The organism is Bradyrhizobium sp. Mp19 (genome assembly GCF_029952935.1).
GTDB lineage: Bacteria > Pseudomonadota > Alphaproteobacteria > Rhizobiales > Xanthobacteraceae > Bradyrhizobium > Bradyrhizobium elkanii.
Window position 1 is genome coordinate 1 of the sequence record NZ_JASAUT010000042.1, and the last position, 14,930, is coordinate 14,930.

10 protein-coding genes are annotated in these 14,930 nt (G+C 64.9%); 4 read left to right on the forward strand and 6 right to left on the reverse strand.

Going from position 1 to position 14,930, the window contains the following annotated elements; all coding sequences use genetic code 11:
* Positions 1-285: 285 nt before the first annotated feature.
* Positions 286-1,491 carry an ABC transporter substrate-binding protein gene (locus QJT82_RS32890; protein ID WP_028343288.1) on the forward strand — a complete coding sequence of 402 codons (1,206 nt, stop codon included), beginning with the start codon at positions 286-288 and terminating at the stop codon, positions 1,489-1,491.
* A 252-nt stretch (positions 1,492-1,743) separates the two neighbouring features.
* Here the strand turns inward: QJT82_RS32890 and QJT82_RS32895 are convergent, their stop codons facing one another.
* From QJT82_RS32895 to QJT82_RS32910, 4 genes are all read right to left on the reverse strand, one after another.
* On the reverse strand, positions 1,744-2,706 hold the full coding sequence (locus tag QJT82_RS32895) for an alpha/beta hydrolase (protein ID WP_028343287.1): 963 nt from the start codon (positions 2,704-2,706) through the stop codon (positions 1,744-1,746).
* Between the two features lie 200 nt (positions 2,707-2,906).
* A complete protein-coding gene (locus QJT82_RS32900) occupies positions 2,907-4,685 on the reverse strand; it encodes an NAD(P)/FAD-dependent oxidoreductase (RefSeq protein ID WP_028343286.1) in 1,779 nt (592 codons plus the stop codon).
* 75 nt (positions 4,686-4,760) lie between these two features.
* Positions 4,761-8,219 (reverse strand): acyl-[ACP]--phospholipid O-acyltransferase, encoded by a 3,459-nt coding sequence (locus QJT82_RS32905; protein ID WP_028343285.1) that lies wholly within the window; start codon positions 8,217-8,219, stop codon positions 4,761-4,763.
* Positions 8,220-8,505: 286 nt separating this feature from the next.
* Complete coding sequence (locus tag QJT82_RS32910) at positions 8,506-8,763, reverse strand: hypothetical protein (protein WP_028343284.1); 258 nt, start codon at positions 8,761-8,763, stop codon at positions 8,506-8,508.
* 52 nt (positions 8,764-8,815) lie between these two features.
* Between QJT82_RS32910 and QJT82_RS32915 the strand changes: the two genes are divergently transcribed.
* Complete coding sequence (locus QJT82_RS32915) at positions 8,816-9,436, forward strand: TetR/AcrR family transcriptional regulator (protein WP_028343283.1); 621 nt, start codon at positions 8,816-8,818, stop codon at positions 9,434-9,436.
* A 68-nt stretch (positions 9,437-9,504) separates the two neighbouring features.
* On the opposite strand, the gene QJT82_RS32920 is transcribed toward QJT82_RS32915, so the two are convergent.
* A complete protein-coding gene (locus tag QJT82_RS32920) occupies positions 9,505-10,503 on the reverse strand; it encodes a winged helix-turn-helix domain-containing protein (protein ID WP_051448065.1) in 999 nt (332 codons plus the stop codon).
* Between the two features lie 150 nt (positions 10,504-10,653).
* On the opposite strand from QJT82_RS32920, the gene QJT82_RS32925 reads away from it, so the two are divergent.
* Complete coding sequence (locus QJT82_RS32925) at positions 10,654-11,832, forward strand: ABC transporter substrate-binding protein (protein WP_028343282.1); 1,179 nt, start codon at positions 10,654-10,656, stop codon at positions 11,830-11,832.
* A 159-nt stretch (positions 11,833-11,991) separates the two neighbouring features.
* Here the strand turns inward: QJT82_RS32925 and QJT82_RS32930 are convergent, their stop codons facing one another.
* The gene (locus QJT82_RS32930; protein ID WP_028343281.1) at positions 11,992-12,411 is read right to left on the reverse strand and encodes a hypothetical protein; all 420 of its coding nucleotides are present in this window, start codon (positions 12,409-12,411) and stop codon (positions 11,992-11,994) included.
* A gap of 220 nt (positions 12,412-12,631) precedes the next feature.
* On the opposite strand from QJT82_RS32930, the gene QJT82_RS32935 reads away from it, so the two are divergent.
* Positions 12,632-14,899: a DUF2235 domain-containing protein gene (locus QJT82_RS32935; RefSeq protein ID WP_028343280.1), complete on the forward strand. Its 2,268-nt coding sequence runs from the start codon at positions 12,632-12,634 to the stop codon at positions 14,897-14,899.
* Positions 14,900-14,930 lie beyond the last annotated feature (31 nt).

A 14,930-nucleotide genomic window follows, 5' to 3' on the forward strand; every position in this document is an offset into this window, starting at 1 on the left:
ACGGCGTCAAGCGCCAAGGACCCAACGGCTTCCCGCCCACCCTCATCCTGACAGACTTCCAAGACACAGGGACCCATTACCCCGGCTGTTTATGTGGTGCGACGCTGGGGCAACATTCCACGCAACGGCAAATATTAGTGGTTATGGGTCCCGGCCTTCGCCGGGACGACGGTACTAGCCGCGTTTTCTCATCCCTGCCCCGGCGCCTCGTCGCAAGCCTGCCTCCCTCGACCTGCGTAAGCTCTCCCTCGCGAACAAAACAAAAAAGCCACAGGGAGGCTCACGATGATCTGGAAGGCCGTCACGGCAGCCGTCGCGCTTGCGCTCGCGACGCAGGTACACGCCGCCGAGAAGAAATATGGCACGGGTGCCAGCGACACCGAGATCAAGCTCGGACAGACCTCGCCGTTCTCCGGCGCGGCGTCGGCCTACAGCGTGATCGCGAAGACGCAGGCCGCCTACTTCAGGATGATCAACGACCAGGGCGGCGTGAACGGGCGCAAGATCAATCTGATCACGCTCGACGACGGCTACTCGCCACCGAAAACGGTGGAGCAGACCCGCAAGCTGGTCGAGCAGGAGGAAGTCGCCGCGATCCTCAATCCGCTGGGCACGCCGACGGGTTTAGCCGTGCGCAAATATCTCAACGACAAGAAAGTGCCGCAGCTATTCGTCGGCGCCGGCGCCACGCTGTGGGGCGACTATCAGCATTATCCGTGGACGATCGGCTTTCAGCCGTCGTACCAGGCCGAGACCGCGGTCTACGCAAAATATGTGCTGACCAACAAGCCGGACGCGAAGATCGCGCTGTTCTACCAGAACGACGACGCCGGCAAGGATTACGGCAACGGCTTCAAGAAGGGGCTTGGGCCGGAGAACACCGCCAAGATGGTGGTGGCGGAGACGACCTATGAATCGACCGATCCGACGGTCGACAGCCAGATCGTGAAGCTGAAATCCTCCGGCGCCAACGTGCTGTTCATGCACGCGATCCCCAAGCAGGCGGCGCAGGCGATCAAGAAAATCGGCGAGATCGGCTGGAAGCCGGACCTGTTCTTCCTCGCGGCGACCTCGACCTCGGTGTCCTCGGTGCTGAAGCCGGCCGGCTTCGAATACTCCAGGGACATCATCTCGTCCTACTCGCTGAAGGATCCGAACGATCCGCAGTGGAAAGCGGATCCGGACGTGATCGCCTGGCAGGACTTCATGAAGAAGTATTTTCCGGACGGCAATCTGCAGGACCAGCTGATCGTCTACGGCTATGTGGTGGCGGAGGCGACGGTGCAGGTGCTGAAGCAATGCGGCGACGACCTCACCCATGAGAACATCATGAAGCAGGCCGCCAATCTCGACATCGCGCTGCCGATGTTCCTGCCCGGCATCAAGGTGAAGACCTCGCCGACCGACTACTTCCCGGTCGAAGCGATGCGACTGCAGAAGTTCAACGGCGAGACCTGGCAGCTGTTCGGCGACACGATCGGGAATGATTGAGAGGGAGTTGAACGCAAAACTATCCACACCAAGATTGTCGTCCCTGCGAAAGCAGGGACCCATAACCACGAATGTTCGTGTGGCACGATGCTGGGGCCGCAGCCCGCTGCAACAACAGGCCGCGGTGGTTATGGGTCCCGGCTCGCGCGGAGCCTGTAATCGGGCGGCGCTTTGCGCCGACCCGTTGGCTTGGCCGGGACGACGGGGAGGTTAGACTCCCCGTCGCCAACAACGGCCGGTGCGACGAGGAGGCTACGCCCCCCGCTCCAGCAACACCTTGAAATCCGCCCGCGCACGCTGTGCCTCGGCGCGTGCCGCCTCCGAGGCGTCGCCAAGACCGAAATAGCCGTGAATGAGACCTTCGCCGGAATGATACGCGACCGGCACGCCGGCCGCCTGCAACGCCTTGGCATAGGCGTGGCCCTCGTCACGCAGCGGGTCGAACCAGGCTGTCGTGACGACCGCCGGCGCGACACCGGCAAGGCTCTTCGCGCGCAGCGGCGAGACGCGCCAGTCGGCGCCCTCCGCCTTGTCGGCGAGATAGTGCCCGCAGAACCACTGCATCGTCGCCCGCGTCAGGAAGTAGCCGTCCGCATTCTCGGCGCGTGACGGAAATTTGGCGTTCTCGCCCGCATCGGAGAAATTGCCGACCACATCGGTGACGGGATAGACCAGCAATTGCCCGGCGAGCCTGATGCCGGCGTCGCGGCAGGCGAGCGCGGTGGCGGCGGCGAGATTGCCGCCCGCGGAATCGCCGGCGACGCCGACGCGGGAAAGATCGCCGCCGAATTCGTCGATGCGCGCGACCACGTCGCGGATCGCGGCGAACGCGTCCTCGAAGGCGCCAGGAAAGCGCGTCTCCGGCGGGCGGCGGTAATCGACCGAGATCACCACAGCGCCGGTGTCGATCACGAGGTTGCGGGCCTGGCGATCATGGGTCTCGAGATCGCCGGCGACCCAGCCGCCGCCATGGAAGAAAATCACGGTCGGCGCCGTGCCGCGGCCGTTGCGATAGAGCCGCGCGCCGAGCTTGCCGGCGGCGCCCGCGACCGCGATATCGCGCGCCACGTCGACGGGCGGCGGCGGTACCGCCTTGCGCGCCTCGGCCAGCGCGCGGAGCGAATCGCGGCAGCTCTGCGGCGTCATGGTTTCGGGATCGCGCAGCGGCAGCAGCGGGATGATCTTCTCAATAACGGGGTCGAGCGGAAGCGGCATGGGAGTCCTTCAGTGTGGTGTGAATGGGATTGCAGCAGACGCCAATCTTGCCTCGCCCCGCTTGCGGGGAGAGGTCGGCGCGCAGCGCCGGGTGAGGGGGAATCTCGACGGGTCGAATGCGCGGACGGAGCCCCTCACCCCAACCCTCTCCCCGCAAGAGCGGGGAGAGGGAGAAGAAAACAGCAGGTGAGATGATCTCGTCAAAACTCTACCTGCTTGGAAAGCGTGCCGGCCTCGATCGCGGATATCTGCAGCGCGATGAAGCGGCTGTAGATGCGGGCCTGCGAGAACGCGCCGCCGGCGAACCAGAGGCCGGGCTGCGGCGTGCGCGTCCACATGTTGCGCAGTTCCTGGGTCGCATCGTCAAAGCCCCAGACCCGGCCGACGCGCCCGGCGACGTCCTCGCCGAACAATCTGCCGACCAGATGGTCCGGGCCCTTGTAGCCGGTGGCGAGCACGAACAGCTCGGCGGCGAGCGAGGTGCCGTCCTTCAGCGCAAGGCCGGTGGCGGTGATATCAGCGATGTCGGCAGCCTGGATCAGGCGGATCCTGCCGTCGGCGATCAGCTCGGAGCAGCCGACATTGAAGTAGTAGCCGCCGCCGCGGGAGCGGAATTTCAGCGGCCAGCCGGTGCCGTCCTCGCCGAATTCGAGCCGGAAGCCGGCGCGCTCCAGCCGCGACAGCAGCGGCGCATCGAGCCGCTTCACCTCGTCGGTGATGATCCGGTGCGCGATCTTCATGACCGGCAGCGGCACGCCGGAATTGAGGATGTCGCGCACCTCGATCGGCGGGCCGTCGCCGAGATAGGTCTTGTCGTAGAGCTGCGCCGGCTCGACATTGACCACCATGGTCGGGCTGCGCTGCACCATGGTGACGTCGGCGCCGGCGGCGTGCAGCTCCTGGCAGATGTCATGTGCGCTGGTGCCGGTGCCGAACACGACGACCGAGCGCCCTGCCCATTCGCGCCCGGCCGCGAACGCGCTGGAGTGCAGCACCTTACCTTCGAAATTCTCGATGCCCTCGATCCTGGGGACGTTCGGCGTGCCGCTGACGCTGGTCGCGAGCACGATGTGCTTCGGATGCAGCGTGCGCGGGCCGCTGGTCCGTTGCAGCGTCACCGTCCAGCGTTGCGCCCTATCGTCATAGCGCGCGCCCTCGAACGACGTCTCGGTCCAGAAGTCGAGCTCCATGATGTCGACATAGCTCTCCAGCCAGTTCGCGATCTTGTCCTTCGGGATGTAGTCCGGAAAGCTCGGCGGAAACGGCAGATAGCGAAACAGATTGACCGGCGTCTTGTTGTGCAGCTTGAGGCCGCGATAGCGCAGCCGCCAATTGTCGCCGATGCGCCGCTCGCGATCGACGATCAGGGCATCGAGCCCGATCCGCTTGCACTCGACCGCGGCCGCGATGCCGGCATGGCCGCCGCCGACGATCAGCACGTCGGGCTCGCGGTCGGCATACGCGCGCGAGGCCTGCCGCTGCTCCAGCCAGTCGGGTGCGGCGAAATCGCGCGCGTGGGATTGCTCGGCGGCGCGGTCGGCGCGCGCCTCGCAGATGCGGTTGAAGTCGAGCATCGTGGAGAACGTCCACGCCGCGGAATTTCCGCCCCTCTCATGCAGCAGGCGGACCGCGCCGCTGCCGGGACCATTCGACGTGTCGAAGGTGAAGACGGCCTCGATCGCCTCGCGCCCGGCCACCACGGCCCGCCGCGGTATCAAGGCACGGTCATCGAGACGAAATCCGCTCGCGCCGACCGCTTCTGCGCGCGCAAGCAGCTCGGCCACGACGCGCTGCCGTCCGCTGAAGGTCGCAAACTGCCAGGAGATGCCGAAGATATTGCGCCAGTGGCTCTCGGGCGCAAACAGCGCGGCGAGAGCATCAGCGGAGCGGCTCGCGAACGCCGCATCCAGCGCGCCGATCCATCGTTCGGCTATGAGCTCGGGCGCGTCCTCTGTAGCCGGGTTCAGTCTGTCCAGCATGATCGTGCTTTCTCGGGAGCAGTTGCCGTCTATCTGACAACATGCTCCCGAAAAGCACAACCATCATGCCAAGACTCATGCAACGTGTTGCGCGAGCTGCGCCGGCTCGGCCTCGCCCTCATCGCCGGCGGGCTCGGCCTGCGGCGCAGGCGCAACCGCGAGTTCCTTGGCCAATGCGGTGGCGCCGACATAGTCGGTCTTGCCGGTGCCGAGCAGCGGCACCTTGTCGACGACGCGGATATCGGCCGGCACTGCGAGCTCGGAGGCACCGACGCTCTTGGCCTGGCGCTGCATCGCGGCGCGGTCGGCATCCTTCTGCGTGGTGAGCAGCACGATGCGTTCGCCCTTGCGCTGATCGGGCAGCGTGACCGCAACCGACATTGCCTGCGGCCAGATCGCAGCCGCGATCGCCTCCACCGCCGACAGCGAAACCATCTCGCCGGCGATCTTGGCAAAGCGCTTGGCACGGCCCTTGATCGCGATGAAGCCCTGCGCGTCGACCGAGACGATGTCGCCGGTGTCGTGCCAGCCTTCAGGCAGCGGCTCCAGCACGCCGGGATTCTCGGCACGGAGATAGCCGAGCATCACGTTCGGGCCCTTCACCGACAGCCGGCCGCCTTCCTCGATGCCGGGGACCGGATCGAGGCGGTACTGCATCAGCGGCGAGATCCGGCCGACGGTGCCCTGGCGGTTGGCCATCGGCGTGTTCATCGCCAGCACCGGCGCAGTCTCGGTGACGCCGTAGCCTTCGAGAATGCGGATGCCGTAGCGCTCCATGTAGACCTGCCGCGTGCGCTCCTTCACCGCCTCCGCACCGGCGATGACGAGCCGTAGCGTGCGGAAGTCATAGGCATGCGCCGAGCGGGCGTAGCCGGTGAGGAAGGTGTCGGTGCCGAACAGGATCGTCGCGCCGGTCTGGTAGATCAGCTCGGGCACGATCCGGTAATGCAGCGGCGACGGATACATGAAGATCGGGATGCCGCCGAGGATCGGCATCATCATGCCACCGGTCAAACCAAACGAGTGGAACACCGGCAGCACGTTGAACACCTTGTCGTTGGCATTGGCATCGACCCGCGCCAGCGCCTGTGCCGCGTTGGCGAGGATGTTGCGATGGGACAGCACGACGCCCTTCGGCGTGCCTTCCGAACCCGAGGTAAACAGGATGACCGCGGGATCGTTGGCCTTGCGGGCGACGCGCGGCGCGATGCCGGCGCGGAAGCCCGCGACCTTGTCGGCAAGGCCGATGCCGGCCCTGACATCCTCGAGATAGACGACGCGCGCCTGGCCGGCGAGCGCCCCGATCAGCTTGTCGAGCTTGCCCTTCTCGATGAAGGCTTGCGAGGTCAGCACGGTCTTCACCTGCGCCGCCTTCATCGCCGCCAGCACGTTGACCGGACCGGCCGAGAAGTTCAGCATCGCCGGCACGCGGCCGATGGTCTGCAGCGCCATGAACACGACGGCGACGCCGGCCGAGTTCGGCAGCAGCACGCCGACATTCTCGCCGACTGCGGTGCCCTGCTCGAGCTTGCGGCTCAGCACCTGGGCGCCAAGGATCAGCTTGCGATAGGTCAGCTTGGTGCCGAGCGCGTCCTCGATGATCGGCTTGCCGGTGTCGCGGTCGCGATAGGCATGGCCGAGGCCCTCGAACAGCGTGTGGTCGAGCATCGCGTTCTGGACCATGGCGTTGATCATCACGTCCTGCAGCGCGGCGCCGGCGGCATTGCGGCGCGCCTTACCCCTCAGCGACTGGTCGACTGGCAGCTTCACCGGCGGCAGGATCGAGATCGTCACCTTGGGGAACCAGGAGCGCTTGATCTCGCCATTCTTGAGATAGCTGAGATGCGAGCGCTGCGCGCCCTCGATGCGGACCGGGACGACCACCGCATCGGCCTTGTCGGCGATCATCGCGGTGCCGTCATAGACCTTCATCAACGAACCGGAGACCGTGATGCGCCCTTCCGGGAAGATCACCACCGGCTCGCCGGCGGCGACCAGCTTGATCAAGTCGCGCGCGGCCAGCGGCTTCGACGGATCCATCGTGTAGTGCTTGATCATCTTCAGGAACGGCTTGGCCCACCACGCCTTGGAGATGCCGGTGTCGACCGCGAAGCTCGCGTCGATCGGCAAGGTGGCGTGCAGCAGCGGGCCGTCGACCAGGCTGACATGGTTGGGCGCGATCAGCATCCGCGTGCCCGATGGCGGCAGGTTCTCCATGCCACGCACCTCGACGCGGAACAGCGCCCGGAACAGCAGCGCGCCGAAGTCGCGCACGCCTTCCTTGCCCCACTTGCTCAGCACGAACCAGACGGTGCCGAAGCTCGCGACGGCCAGGCCGAAGAAGATCCAGGCGATCGGCAGGCCGATATATTGCAGGGCGCCGACGAACACCGCGCCGCCAACCATGAAGCCGGCCTGCAGGATGTTGCCGGCGGCGATGATGCGGGCACGCTCTGACGGTGCGGTCCAGGCCTGCACGGCGGCAAATGACGGCACCACGAACAGGCCGCCGCCGAAGGCGAACAGGAAGAAGTCGGCCAGCATGCGGAAGCCGCCGAACGAGGTCGCGAACGCAGCCGCGGTGACATCTTTGCCGAGTGAGGTGGTGGCGATCGCCCAGGCGAGATCGAGGCCGATCACGCCCATCACGATGGCGCCGATCGGCACCAGCGCGAGATTCGGGCGGACATGGCTCAGCTGCGCGGCGAACAGCGAGCCGGCGGCGATGCCGATCGCGAACACGGCGAGGCACAGCGTGACCACGCCCTCGGTGCCGCCGACGCCCTCCTTGATCAGCGCGGGCAGCAGCGACAGCACGATCGCACCGACCATCCAGAACCAGGACACGATCACCATGCCGTCCCACAGCCGCGGCTCGGCATAGAGCGACTTCAACAGGCGCACGGTCGAGGTCCAGGGATTTTTGGTGATCGGCAGATCGGGCGCGGACGGCTGCGTCACCGGGATGCGCGATGCAAACGCCCAGGACAGCACCGACAGGCCGACCACGGCGGCACAGATCCAGCCCATGTGGCTAGCGCCGGCGACGAACATGCCACCCGCGATGGTGCCGATCAGGATCGCCATGAAGGTTGCGCCCTCGACCAGCGCGTTGCCGGTCGCGAGTTCGGACACCGACAGCTGGTCGGGCAGAACGGCATATTTCACCGGGCCGAACAGCGCGGCGACGATGCCGAACAGCGCCAGCGCGATGAACAGCAGCGGGATCGAATGGGTGAAGAAGCCGGCGGCGGCAAAGGCCGCGGCGAAGATCTCGAAGAACTTCAGCCGGCGGGCGACGACGGACTTGATGTAGCGGTCGGCGAGCTCGCCGCCGAGCGCCGACAGCACGAAGAACGGAGCGATGAACACCGCCCCCGCGAGCTGGACCAGCGCCGGCCCCTGCTCGTTGGCGACGCCATACAGCAGCATGATGACGAGCGCGTTCTTCAGCACGTTGTCGTTCAACGCCGAGCAGAACTGCGACCAGAACAGCGGCGCGAAGCGGCGGGACGTCATCAATTCCTTGATCATGACCGGTTCCTTGGGTTAGCGCGCACGGCGCTGGCAGGTCTGCGAATTCGGGTGGCAGAGAATGGTGAGCGTGGAGAAAATGACGGAGATGCCGCAGCCTTTAGTCTTTTCCGCAACGTATCGGTTCGAACCGGCGCAAAATCGGTCGCACCGGGACGTCGCGACATTGCCCGCCAGAGATGTACGAGACCTTATCCAGACCTGGGGTTGATCGACGCCGGACGGGCTCGAAGAGGACATGGTGAGCGCTTTGTTGAGGTTTCGCCGACAATTGCCGGGGGCCGCTTCAGGTCAGTTCACTCAAGCCGCGGAACGGCGACCATCGGCAGTTGCGCGACTTGCAGCGGCCACCGCTCGCAGCCGCTTGGCGCGGCGCGCGCCGATCCGCGCGCCGCTGCTCCAGGACGCCTGCGACGTCGCAGGCACGGGCGATCCGCTCGATCGGCGCGGTCGCCAGATTGAGGACGGCGCGGCCAAAGCCATTCACGAGCTCGATCGCGTCATCGACAAGGGTGGTGGTCAATTGAAGTGCTAGGGTCTGCATCTGAGTGGCCTCCTATGCCAACTTGAGCAACGCTCAAATTAGTAGTACGAAAATGAACATTGTTCAAGAAGAATCGCGACGGGATCGAAAAAAACTTCAGCGGCGGGCCCTGCTGATCGAGATTGCGCGCCGGTCAATCGCCACTAAAGGATTGAGATCACTCAAGGTTCGCGATGTCGCCGAGGCCGCCAGCTGCTCCATCGGGAGTGTCTATAATGAGTTCGGCGACTTCGACGGGTTGATCCTGACTGTGAACCGGGAGACCGTTCACGCCCTGACCATGCAACTCAAGGCGGTCCCGTCCGACGATCCCCTGCGCCAGCTGCACGGGCTTGCCGACGCCTATCTCGGCTTCGCCACCGAACACGCCAATCTGCTGCGCTCGCTGTTCGAGCACCGGATGGAGGACGACCGGCCGTTTCCGGAAGACATTCTCACGATGGTGATGGACGCGTTCGCGCTGATGCATCCGCCGCTGGTGCGGCTGCTGCCCGATCGCGATCCCGGCGACATCGCGCTGCTGTCGCGGATGATGTTCTCCGCGGTCCACGGCATCATCTCGCTCGGCCTCGAGGAGCGCATGGTCGCGGTGCCGCCGGAAATGCTGCGCGAGCGGCTCGCGCAGTTCGTCGACACGCATCTGGCCGGATTGGGCGTCACGCGCGACGCGTAGCTGCGCGCGCAGACGCGATCGCGGCCGACGATCCGCACGGCGACATGCCGTCATCACGAACGATGCGATCAGGTTTGATTGCGGGCGACGTGCCCTGGGTGGGCAAGGGTCCAGAGCGGTTCGAGGAACACGATACTGGTACCTCCCTCGCGGAAGACGAGCTTGAACTCGATCCGTCCATCCGCGGTGATCGAGGCAGAATGCAGTCCCGTATTGCCGTCATAGCGCAAGACGTCGTCGAGGACATATCCGGTGAAGCCGCCGGAAAAGCCGGGTCCGGGTACACGGCTGTGCGGCATCGCCGGCCCGTTCACGAGATAGCCGGTCGCGACACCGTCCCGATCGACATTGGTGACGATCATCATGAATTGGCGGTGCGAATTGATCCATCCCTCATCGCTCACCCACACGCCGAGAAAGCGACGGACATTGTCCGGCACATCGCTTGTCGGCGCGCGAACGCGATAGGCGGGAAGCGGCAGTTGCTTCTCGGCGGCCAGCGCGGTGATCCGCTCGACATCCTGATCCGGCACGATGCCGTGATCCTGCGGCACAAGCCAGTGCGCCAATTCCGCCAGGGGATGCCACATCCCGTTGGCGATCGGCGGCGCGGATGCGAGTGATGCGAAGGCGATCACCGACAGGCCGGCGATCAGCAACCATCGGGGAAGTGCGGCCAAGCGCGCTGCAATGCCGCGGGGCGCGGACATCCGGCGCGAGACGTTCTGCGATCCATGATCGTGCGCCGGCTGCACCGGCCTGGCGTCGAGGCGATAGCCGCGGCGAGACACCGTCTTGATGATGCGGTGGTCATCATCGCGCAGCTTCAGGCGCAGCTCGCGGATGCATTGGACGAGCGAGTCGTCCGAAACCGCGACGTTACCCCAGACCGCCTCGTGCAGATCCTGCTTGGATGCCAGCCGCCCGGCATTGCCGGCGAGATAGCCGAGCACCGCGAATGATTTCGGCCTGAGATCGAGATCGACGCCATCCACGCGGGCTACGCCGCGGGCGAGATCAAGCTCAAAGGAATCAAATATCAAAACGGAATCAGTCGCCGGGTCCATAGAGGTCACTCCATGCCCACAGACGGCACCAATCGGGAAAATTTAGCAGGAAATTCGCCGTTCTGTCACTTCTTCATCAGGACTTCCGTGCCGCGAAGCCGATAGTCGCGGATAGCCCGGCATCATTTCCGGGCTCACGGGAGGTTGGCCATGTCGAGCACCCGGTTTGCCATATTGGTCGGGGCTGTTCTGGCGCTTGCGGCGGTGCGACCGGGACACACCCAGACGCAGGACGTCGTAAGGGTCGGGCTGGTGATGCCATTGACCGGCGTCCTGGGGCCGGTCGGGAAACAGGCGGTCGCCGGGGCGCGGCTCTACATGGCGCAACACGGCGACATGGTCGCCGGCCGCAAGATCGAATTGATCGTCCGGGACGATGCCAGCGTGCCCGACAATGCCAAGCGCATTGCGCAGGAGCTGATCGTCAACGACGCGGTCGCGATCCTCGGCGGCGGGCTGACGCCGAGCGTGCTGGCACTCGCGCCGCTGGCCAATGAGAGCAAGACGGCAACCGTCGTCATGGTATCGGGCACCTCGATCGTGACCGAACGGTCGCCTTACTTCGTGCGCACCAGCTGGACGCACGCGCAGCAGGCCAGCGTGCTGGCGGATTGGGCGGCGCGGAACGGATCGAAACGGGCCACCATCATCGCGTCCGATTGGGCACCCGGGCGCGAAGCCGCCGGCGTATTTTCGGCGAGCTTCACCGTGGCCGGTGGAACGATCGTCGAAGCGCTGAAAGTGCCGTTGGCCAACCCCGATTTCGCGCCGTTCCTGCAGCGCGCGCGGGATGGCAATCCCGACACCCTGTTCATTTTTGTCCCGACAAGCCAGGCCGGTATCCTGGCCAAGCAGTTCGTCGAGCGCGGGCTCGACAAGAGCGGGATCAAGCTGATCGGCCCCGGCGACATCGCCGACGACGAGGACCTGCCGGGTATGAGCGATGCGATGATCGGCATGATCACGGCGGGGTTCTACTCCGCCGCGCATCCATCGGACCTGAACCGCGACTATGTCGCCGCCTTCCGCAAGGCCAACGCGAATGTTCGACCGAACTTCATCAGCGTCAGCGCCTATGACGGCATGCATCTGATTTACGAGGCGCTGAAGGTGACCGGCGGCAAGACCAATGGCGATGCGTTGGTCGACGCCATGAAGGGCATGGCCTGGGAAAGCCCGCGCGGCCCGATGTCGATCGACCCGAAGACGCGCGAGGTCGTCCACGACATCTACATTCGCAAGGTCGAGAAGGTCGGCGGCGAGCTCTACAGCGTCGAGCAGGAGACGTTCAAGGCGGTCAAGGATCCCACCAAGGTCGCGAACAGATAAGGGAGGCGGAGTAGCAGCTGATCCGGCGCGGCGTAGCCTTTGTGGTGTCCCGGCATAGCGGGTGACGGCCGACACCCGACTTGCGTCCAGACCGTTCCCCCTCCCACACGACCGATTTCGAGCCAGGAAACCAGCCTCGTCCAGCACCAGTTCGATGCCTCACGCGCGCGCCCGCGCGATCGTACCGCCGACGATCTGCATCGCAACGCCGAGCACCCAGCCCGCCATGATAGCCGCGGTCCAGCCGATGTCCGGCTCGCTGCGCAGCACGACGACGCCAACCGAGAAGAAGGCGACCATCGTCGCGAGGAAGGTCCCAATCGCGCCGAGCAGCTCCGCCGCGTCGATCTTGCGCATCGACGCCGTATCTTTCGGATGGAACAGCTTGGGGGGCGTATCGATGCCGAGATAGAAGCCGATCGCGCCGCCCAGCATCATGATGAGCAGGAACGCCTGCGAGGTCAGCGCCGAGACGCTCGAGCCGACATGGATGGCGACAAACAGACCGCTTGCAGCTCCCGCCAAAGCAAGACCGAAGCGCTCAAGGACATGGGCAAATTTTCTGACGTGGCTGCGCATCGCTATGCCTCATCAATGAATTGCGCCGCGATTAGGCTAGGCCTTTTCGCAGCAACGCGAAAGCCGTCACCTCTCACATGGCCGCGACCACGTGACGCTTTGTGCGCCAGTTCACACCTATCGCGGCATGGAATGATTAAAGAGCGATCAAAGGTAGCAATCGATCCGGTCCCTGCTACGCTGCGTCATCCGCTTCATTCGTTTCAGCGAGCGTCTTTCAATGCCGAGTCCGAAGATCATTATTCTGTCCGATGGCACCGGCAACGCCGCTTCCAGCGTCTGGCGCACCAATGTCTGGCGGATATTCCAGTCGCTCGATTTGCAGGGCAATACGCAGGCCGCCAAGTATGACGACGGCGTCGGCACGTCGAAATTCATTCCGCTTGCTCTGCTCGGCGGCGCCTTCGGTTACGGTCTCAAGCGCAATATCCTCGACGCCTACAAGTTCATCTGCCGGAACTACGACCACGAGAACGATTCGAAGATCTACCTGTTCGGATTCAGCCGCGGCGCATTCACCGTGCGCACGCTCGCCGCACTCATCCTCGATCAGGGCCTGATCGTCGCGGACACCGAATCCGAACTGCACGACGGCGCGGTGAAGGCCTATCGCGCATACCGGGCCGAGGGCTACCACTCGATCTGGCGCATCGAGGTGCTGTTCCGCGCATTGCGCGACTATGTCCTCGTGCCGGTGCTGGACCGCCTGCAAGGCAACAAACCTTATGCGGAGATCGCCCGCAAACCGGTCCCTGCGATCGAATTCATCGGCATCTGGGATACCGTCGCGGCGTATGGCCTGCCGATCGACGAGATGACGCGCGGCATCTCGAACTGGGTGTGGCCGCTCGAACTGCCGAACCGGATTCTCAGCCCGAAGGTCAAGTGCGCGCGACACGCGCTTGCGCTCGACGACGAGCGCACGACCTTTCATCCGGTGCTCTGGACCGAGCAGGAGCCGGGACAGCCCGCACCGGCGGTGCCGGCCAGCATCGATGGCGAGCGCCTCGTCCAGGTCTGGTTCGTCGGAATGCATGCCAATGTCGGCGGCGGCTATCCGGACGACGCCGTCGCATTCGTGCCGCTGGCCTGGCTGGTCGACGAAGCCGTCAAGCGCGGCCTCGCATTCAAGAGCGCACCGATTGCCGATCCCGATGCGATCAAGTCGATCAAATCCTCCGAAGACAAGGATGGCCGCCTCTACGATTCGCGGGCGGGCCTCGGCGCGTATTACCGGTACGGTCCGCGCAAGGTCGCCGACCTCTGCAACGATCCCTATGCCGGCGTCAGCGTGCCGGTGCCGAAAATCCACGAGAGCGTGTTCGAGCGGATCGACAGCGGCGCCAATGCCTACGCCCCGATCGGACTTCCGCCGAACTACGTGGTCGTCTCGCGCAGCGGCCAGATCACCCCGCTCGGCGCCAATACGTTTGAGACGCCCGCGGGCGCACCGGCGCGCTATGCCGCGCAGGAGAAGCTATGGAATTACGTCTGGATGCGCCGGATTGCCTACTTCGCCACGCTGGCGGCGTCGCTTCATCTGGCGGCGTTCTGGCTGTTCCACAACCAGCACAAGGAGAACGAATTCAGCTCACCTGTCAGGATGATCTCGGAGCTGGTGCGCTTCGTTCAATCGTTCCTGCCCGATTCCTTTCATTGGTGGACCGATTGGTACGCCGGCAATCCGGAATGGTTCGCCGGCGGCATCATCGCTGTTTTCGCGCTGATGGCGGTGGGCAGTTCGCTCAGCGCAACCATCAGCGACCGGATGCGGATCATCTGGCGCAACCGCACCAACCCTGTGCCGCTCTCCGGCTTCGTGCACAACGCGATCTATCGATTCCGCACCAGTGTGATCTATCAGTGGGTCCTCAATGTCGGAAAGCGGCATGTCGTGCCGTTTGCGCTGACAGCCCTGCTGGTCTGGTTCAGCGCGACGCTGGTCAGCCACTTCCTGTTCAATCTCGCCGATTCGACCGGGGCATTCTGCAAGGGCACTGCAACAGACAAGCTGGTCGCCGTCGACAAGGGCATCCCGCAGGATGCGGCCGACTTCGACACCAGCGCGATCTGCGCGCCGACCGGCCTCAAGGTGCGCACGGGGTTCAAGTACGAGATCGCGATCACGATGTCGGAGCCATGGGAGGACGCCGGCCGCGCCGTGACGCCGATCGGATACCGGACCTCAACCATCGAGAGCGCAAAGCGCTGGCGTGGATACGCCACGATCTTCCTGCGACGGATCCTGTTCCGGCCGTGGTTTCGGCTGATCGCGCGGGCCGGCGAAACCGGGGTCGACGAGTACTTCCTCGACCCCCTGCCGGTGTCGAATACCGACCCGCAGGTCTACAGAGCGAGGTTCACCGCCGATCGCAGCGGCGAGATCTTCCTCTACGTCAACCAGGCCGTCATCGGCCTCCCCTGGGTCTGCGGATGGTTCTACGGCGACCATAAGGGCAAGGCGAAGGTCACGGTGCGATTGCTGTAGGAGGCCGCGACCGGGCTCACGGCATCGCGGC

What these genes read in the sequence shown, in the direction of transcription:
- QJT82_RS32895 (WP_028343287.1), bottom strand. Translation starts at nt 2,706, where the DNA reads ATGCCGCTTCCGCTCGACCCCGTTATTGAGAAGATCATCCCGCTGCTG.
- QJT82_RS32920 (WP_051448065.1), bottom strand. Translation starts at nt 10,503, where the DNA reads ATGGACCCGGCGACTGATTCCGTTTTGATATTTGATTCCTTTGAGCTT.
- QJT82_RS32930 (WP_028343281.1), bottom strand. Translation starts at nt 12,411, where the DNA reads ATGCGCAGCCACGTCAGAAAATTTGCCCATGTCCTTGAGCGCTTCGGT.
- QJT82_RS32925 (WP_028343282.1), top strand. Translation starts at nt 10,654, where the DNA reads ATGTCGAGCACCCGGTTTGCCATATTGGTCGGGGCTGTTCTGGCGCTT.
- QJT82_RS32915 (WP_028343283.1), top strand. Translation starts at nt 8,816, where the DNA reads ATGAACATTGTTCAAGAAGAATCGCGACGGGATCGAAAAAAACTTCAG.
- QJT82_RS32905 (WP_028343285.1), bottom strand. Translation starts at nt 8,219, where the DNA reads ATGATCAAGGAATTGATGACGTCCCGCCGCTTCGCGCCGCTGTTCTGG.
- QJT82_RS32890 (WP_028343288.1), top strand. Translation starts at nt 286, where the DNA reads ATGATCTGGAAGGCCGTCACGGCAGCCGTCGCGCTTGCGCTCGCGACG.
- QJT82_RS32935 (WP_028343280.1), top strand. Translation starts at nt 12,632, where the DNA reads ATGCCGAGTCCGAAGATCATTATTCTGTCCGATGGCACCGGCAACGCC.
- QJT82_RS32910 (WP_028343284.1), bottom strand. Translation starts at nt 8,763, where the DNA reads ATGCAGACCCTAGCACTTCAATTGACCACCACCCTTGTCGATGACGCG.
- QJT82_RS32900 (WP_028343286.1), bottom strand. Translation starts at nt 4,685, where the DNA reads ATGCTGGACAGACTGAACCCGGCTACAGAGGACGCGCCCGAGCTCATA.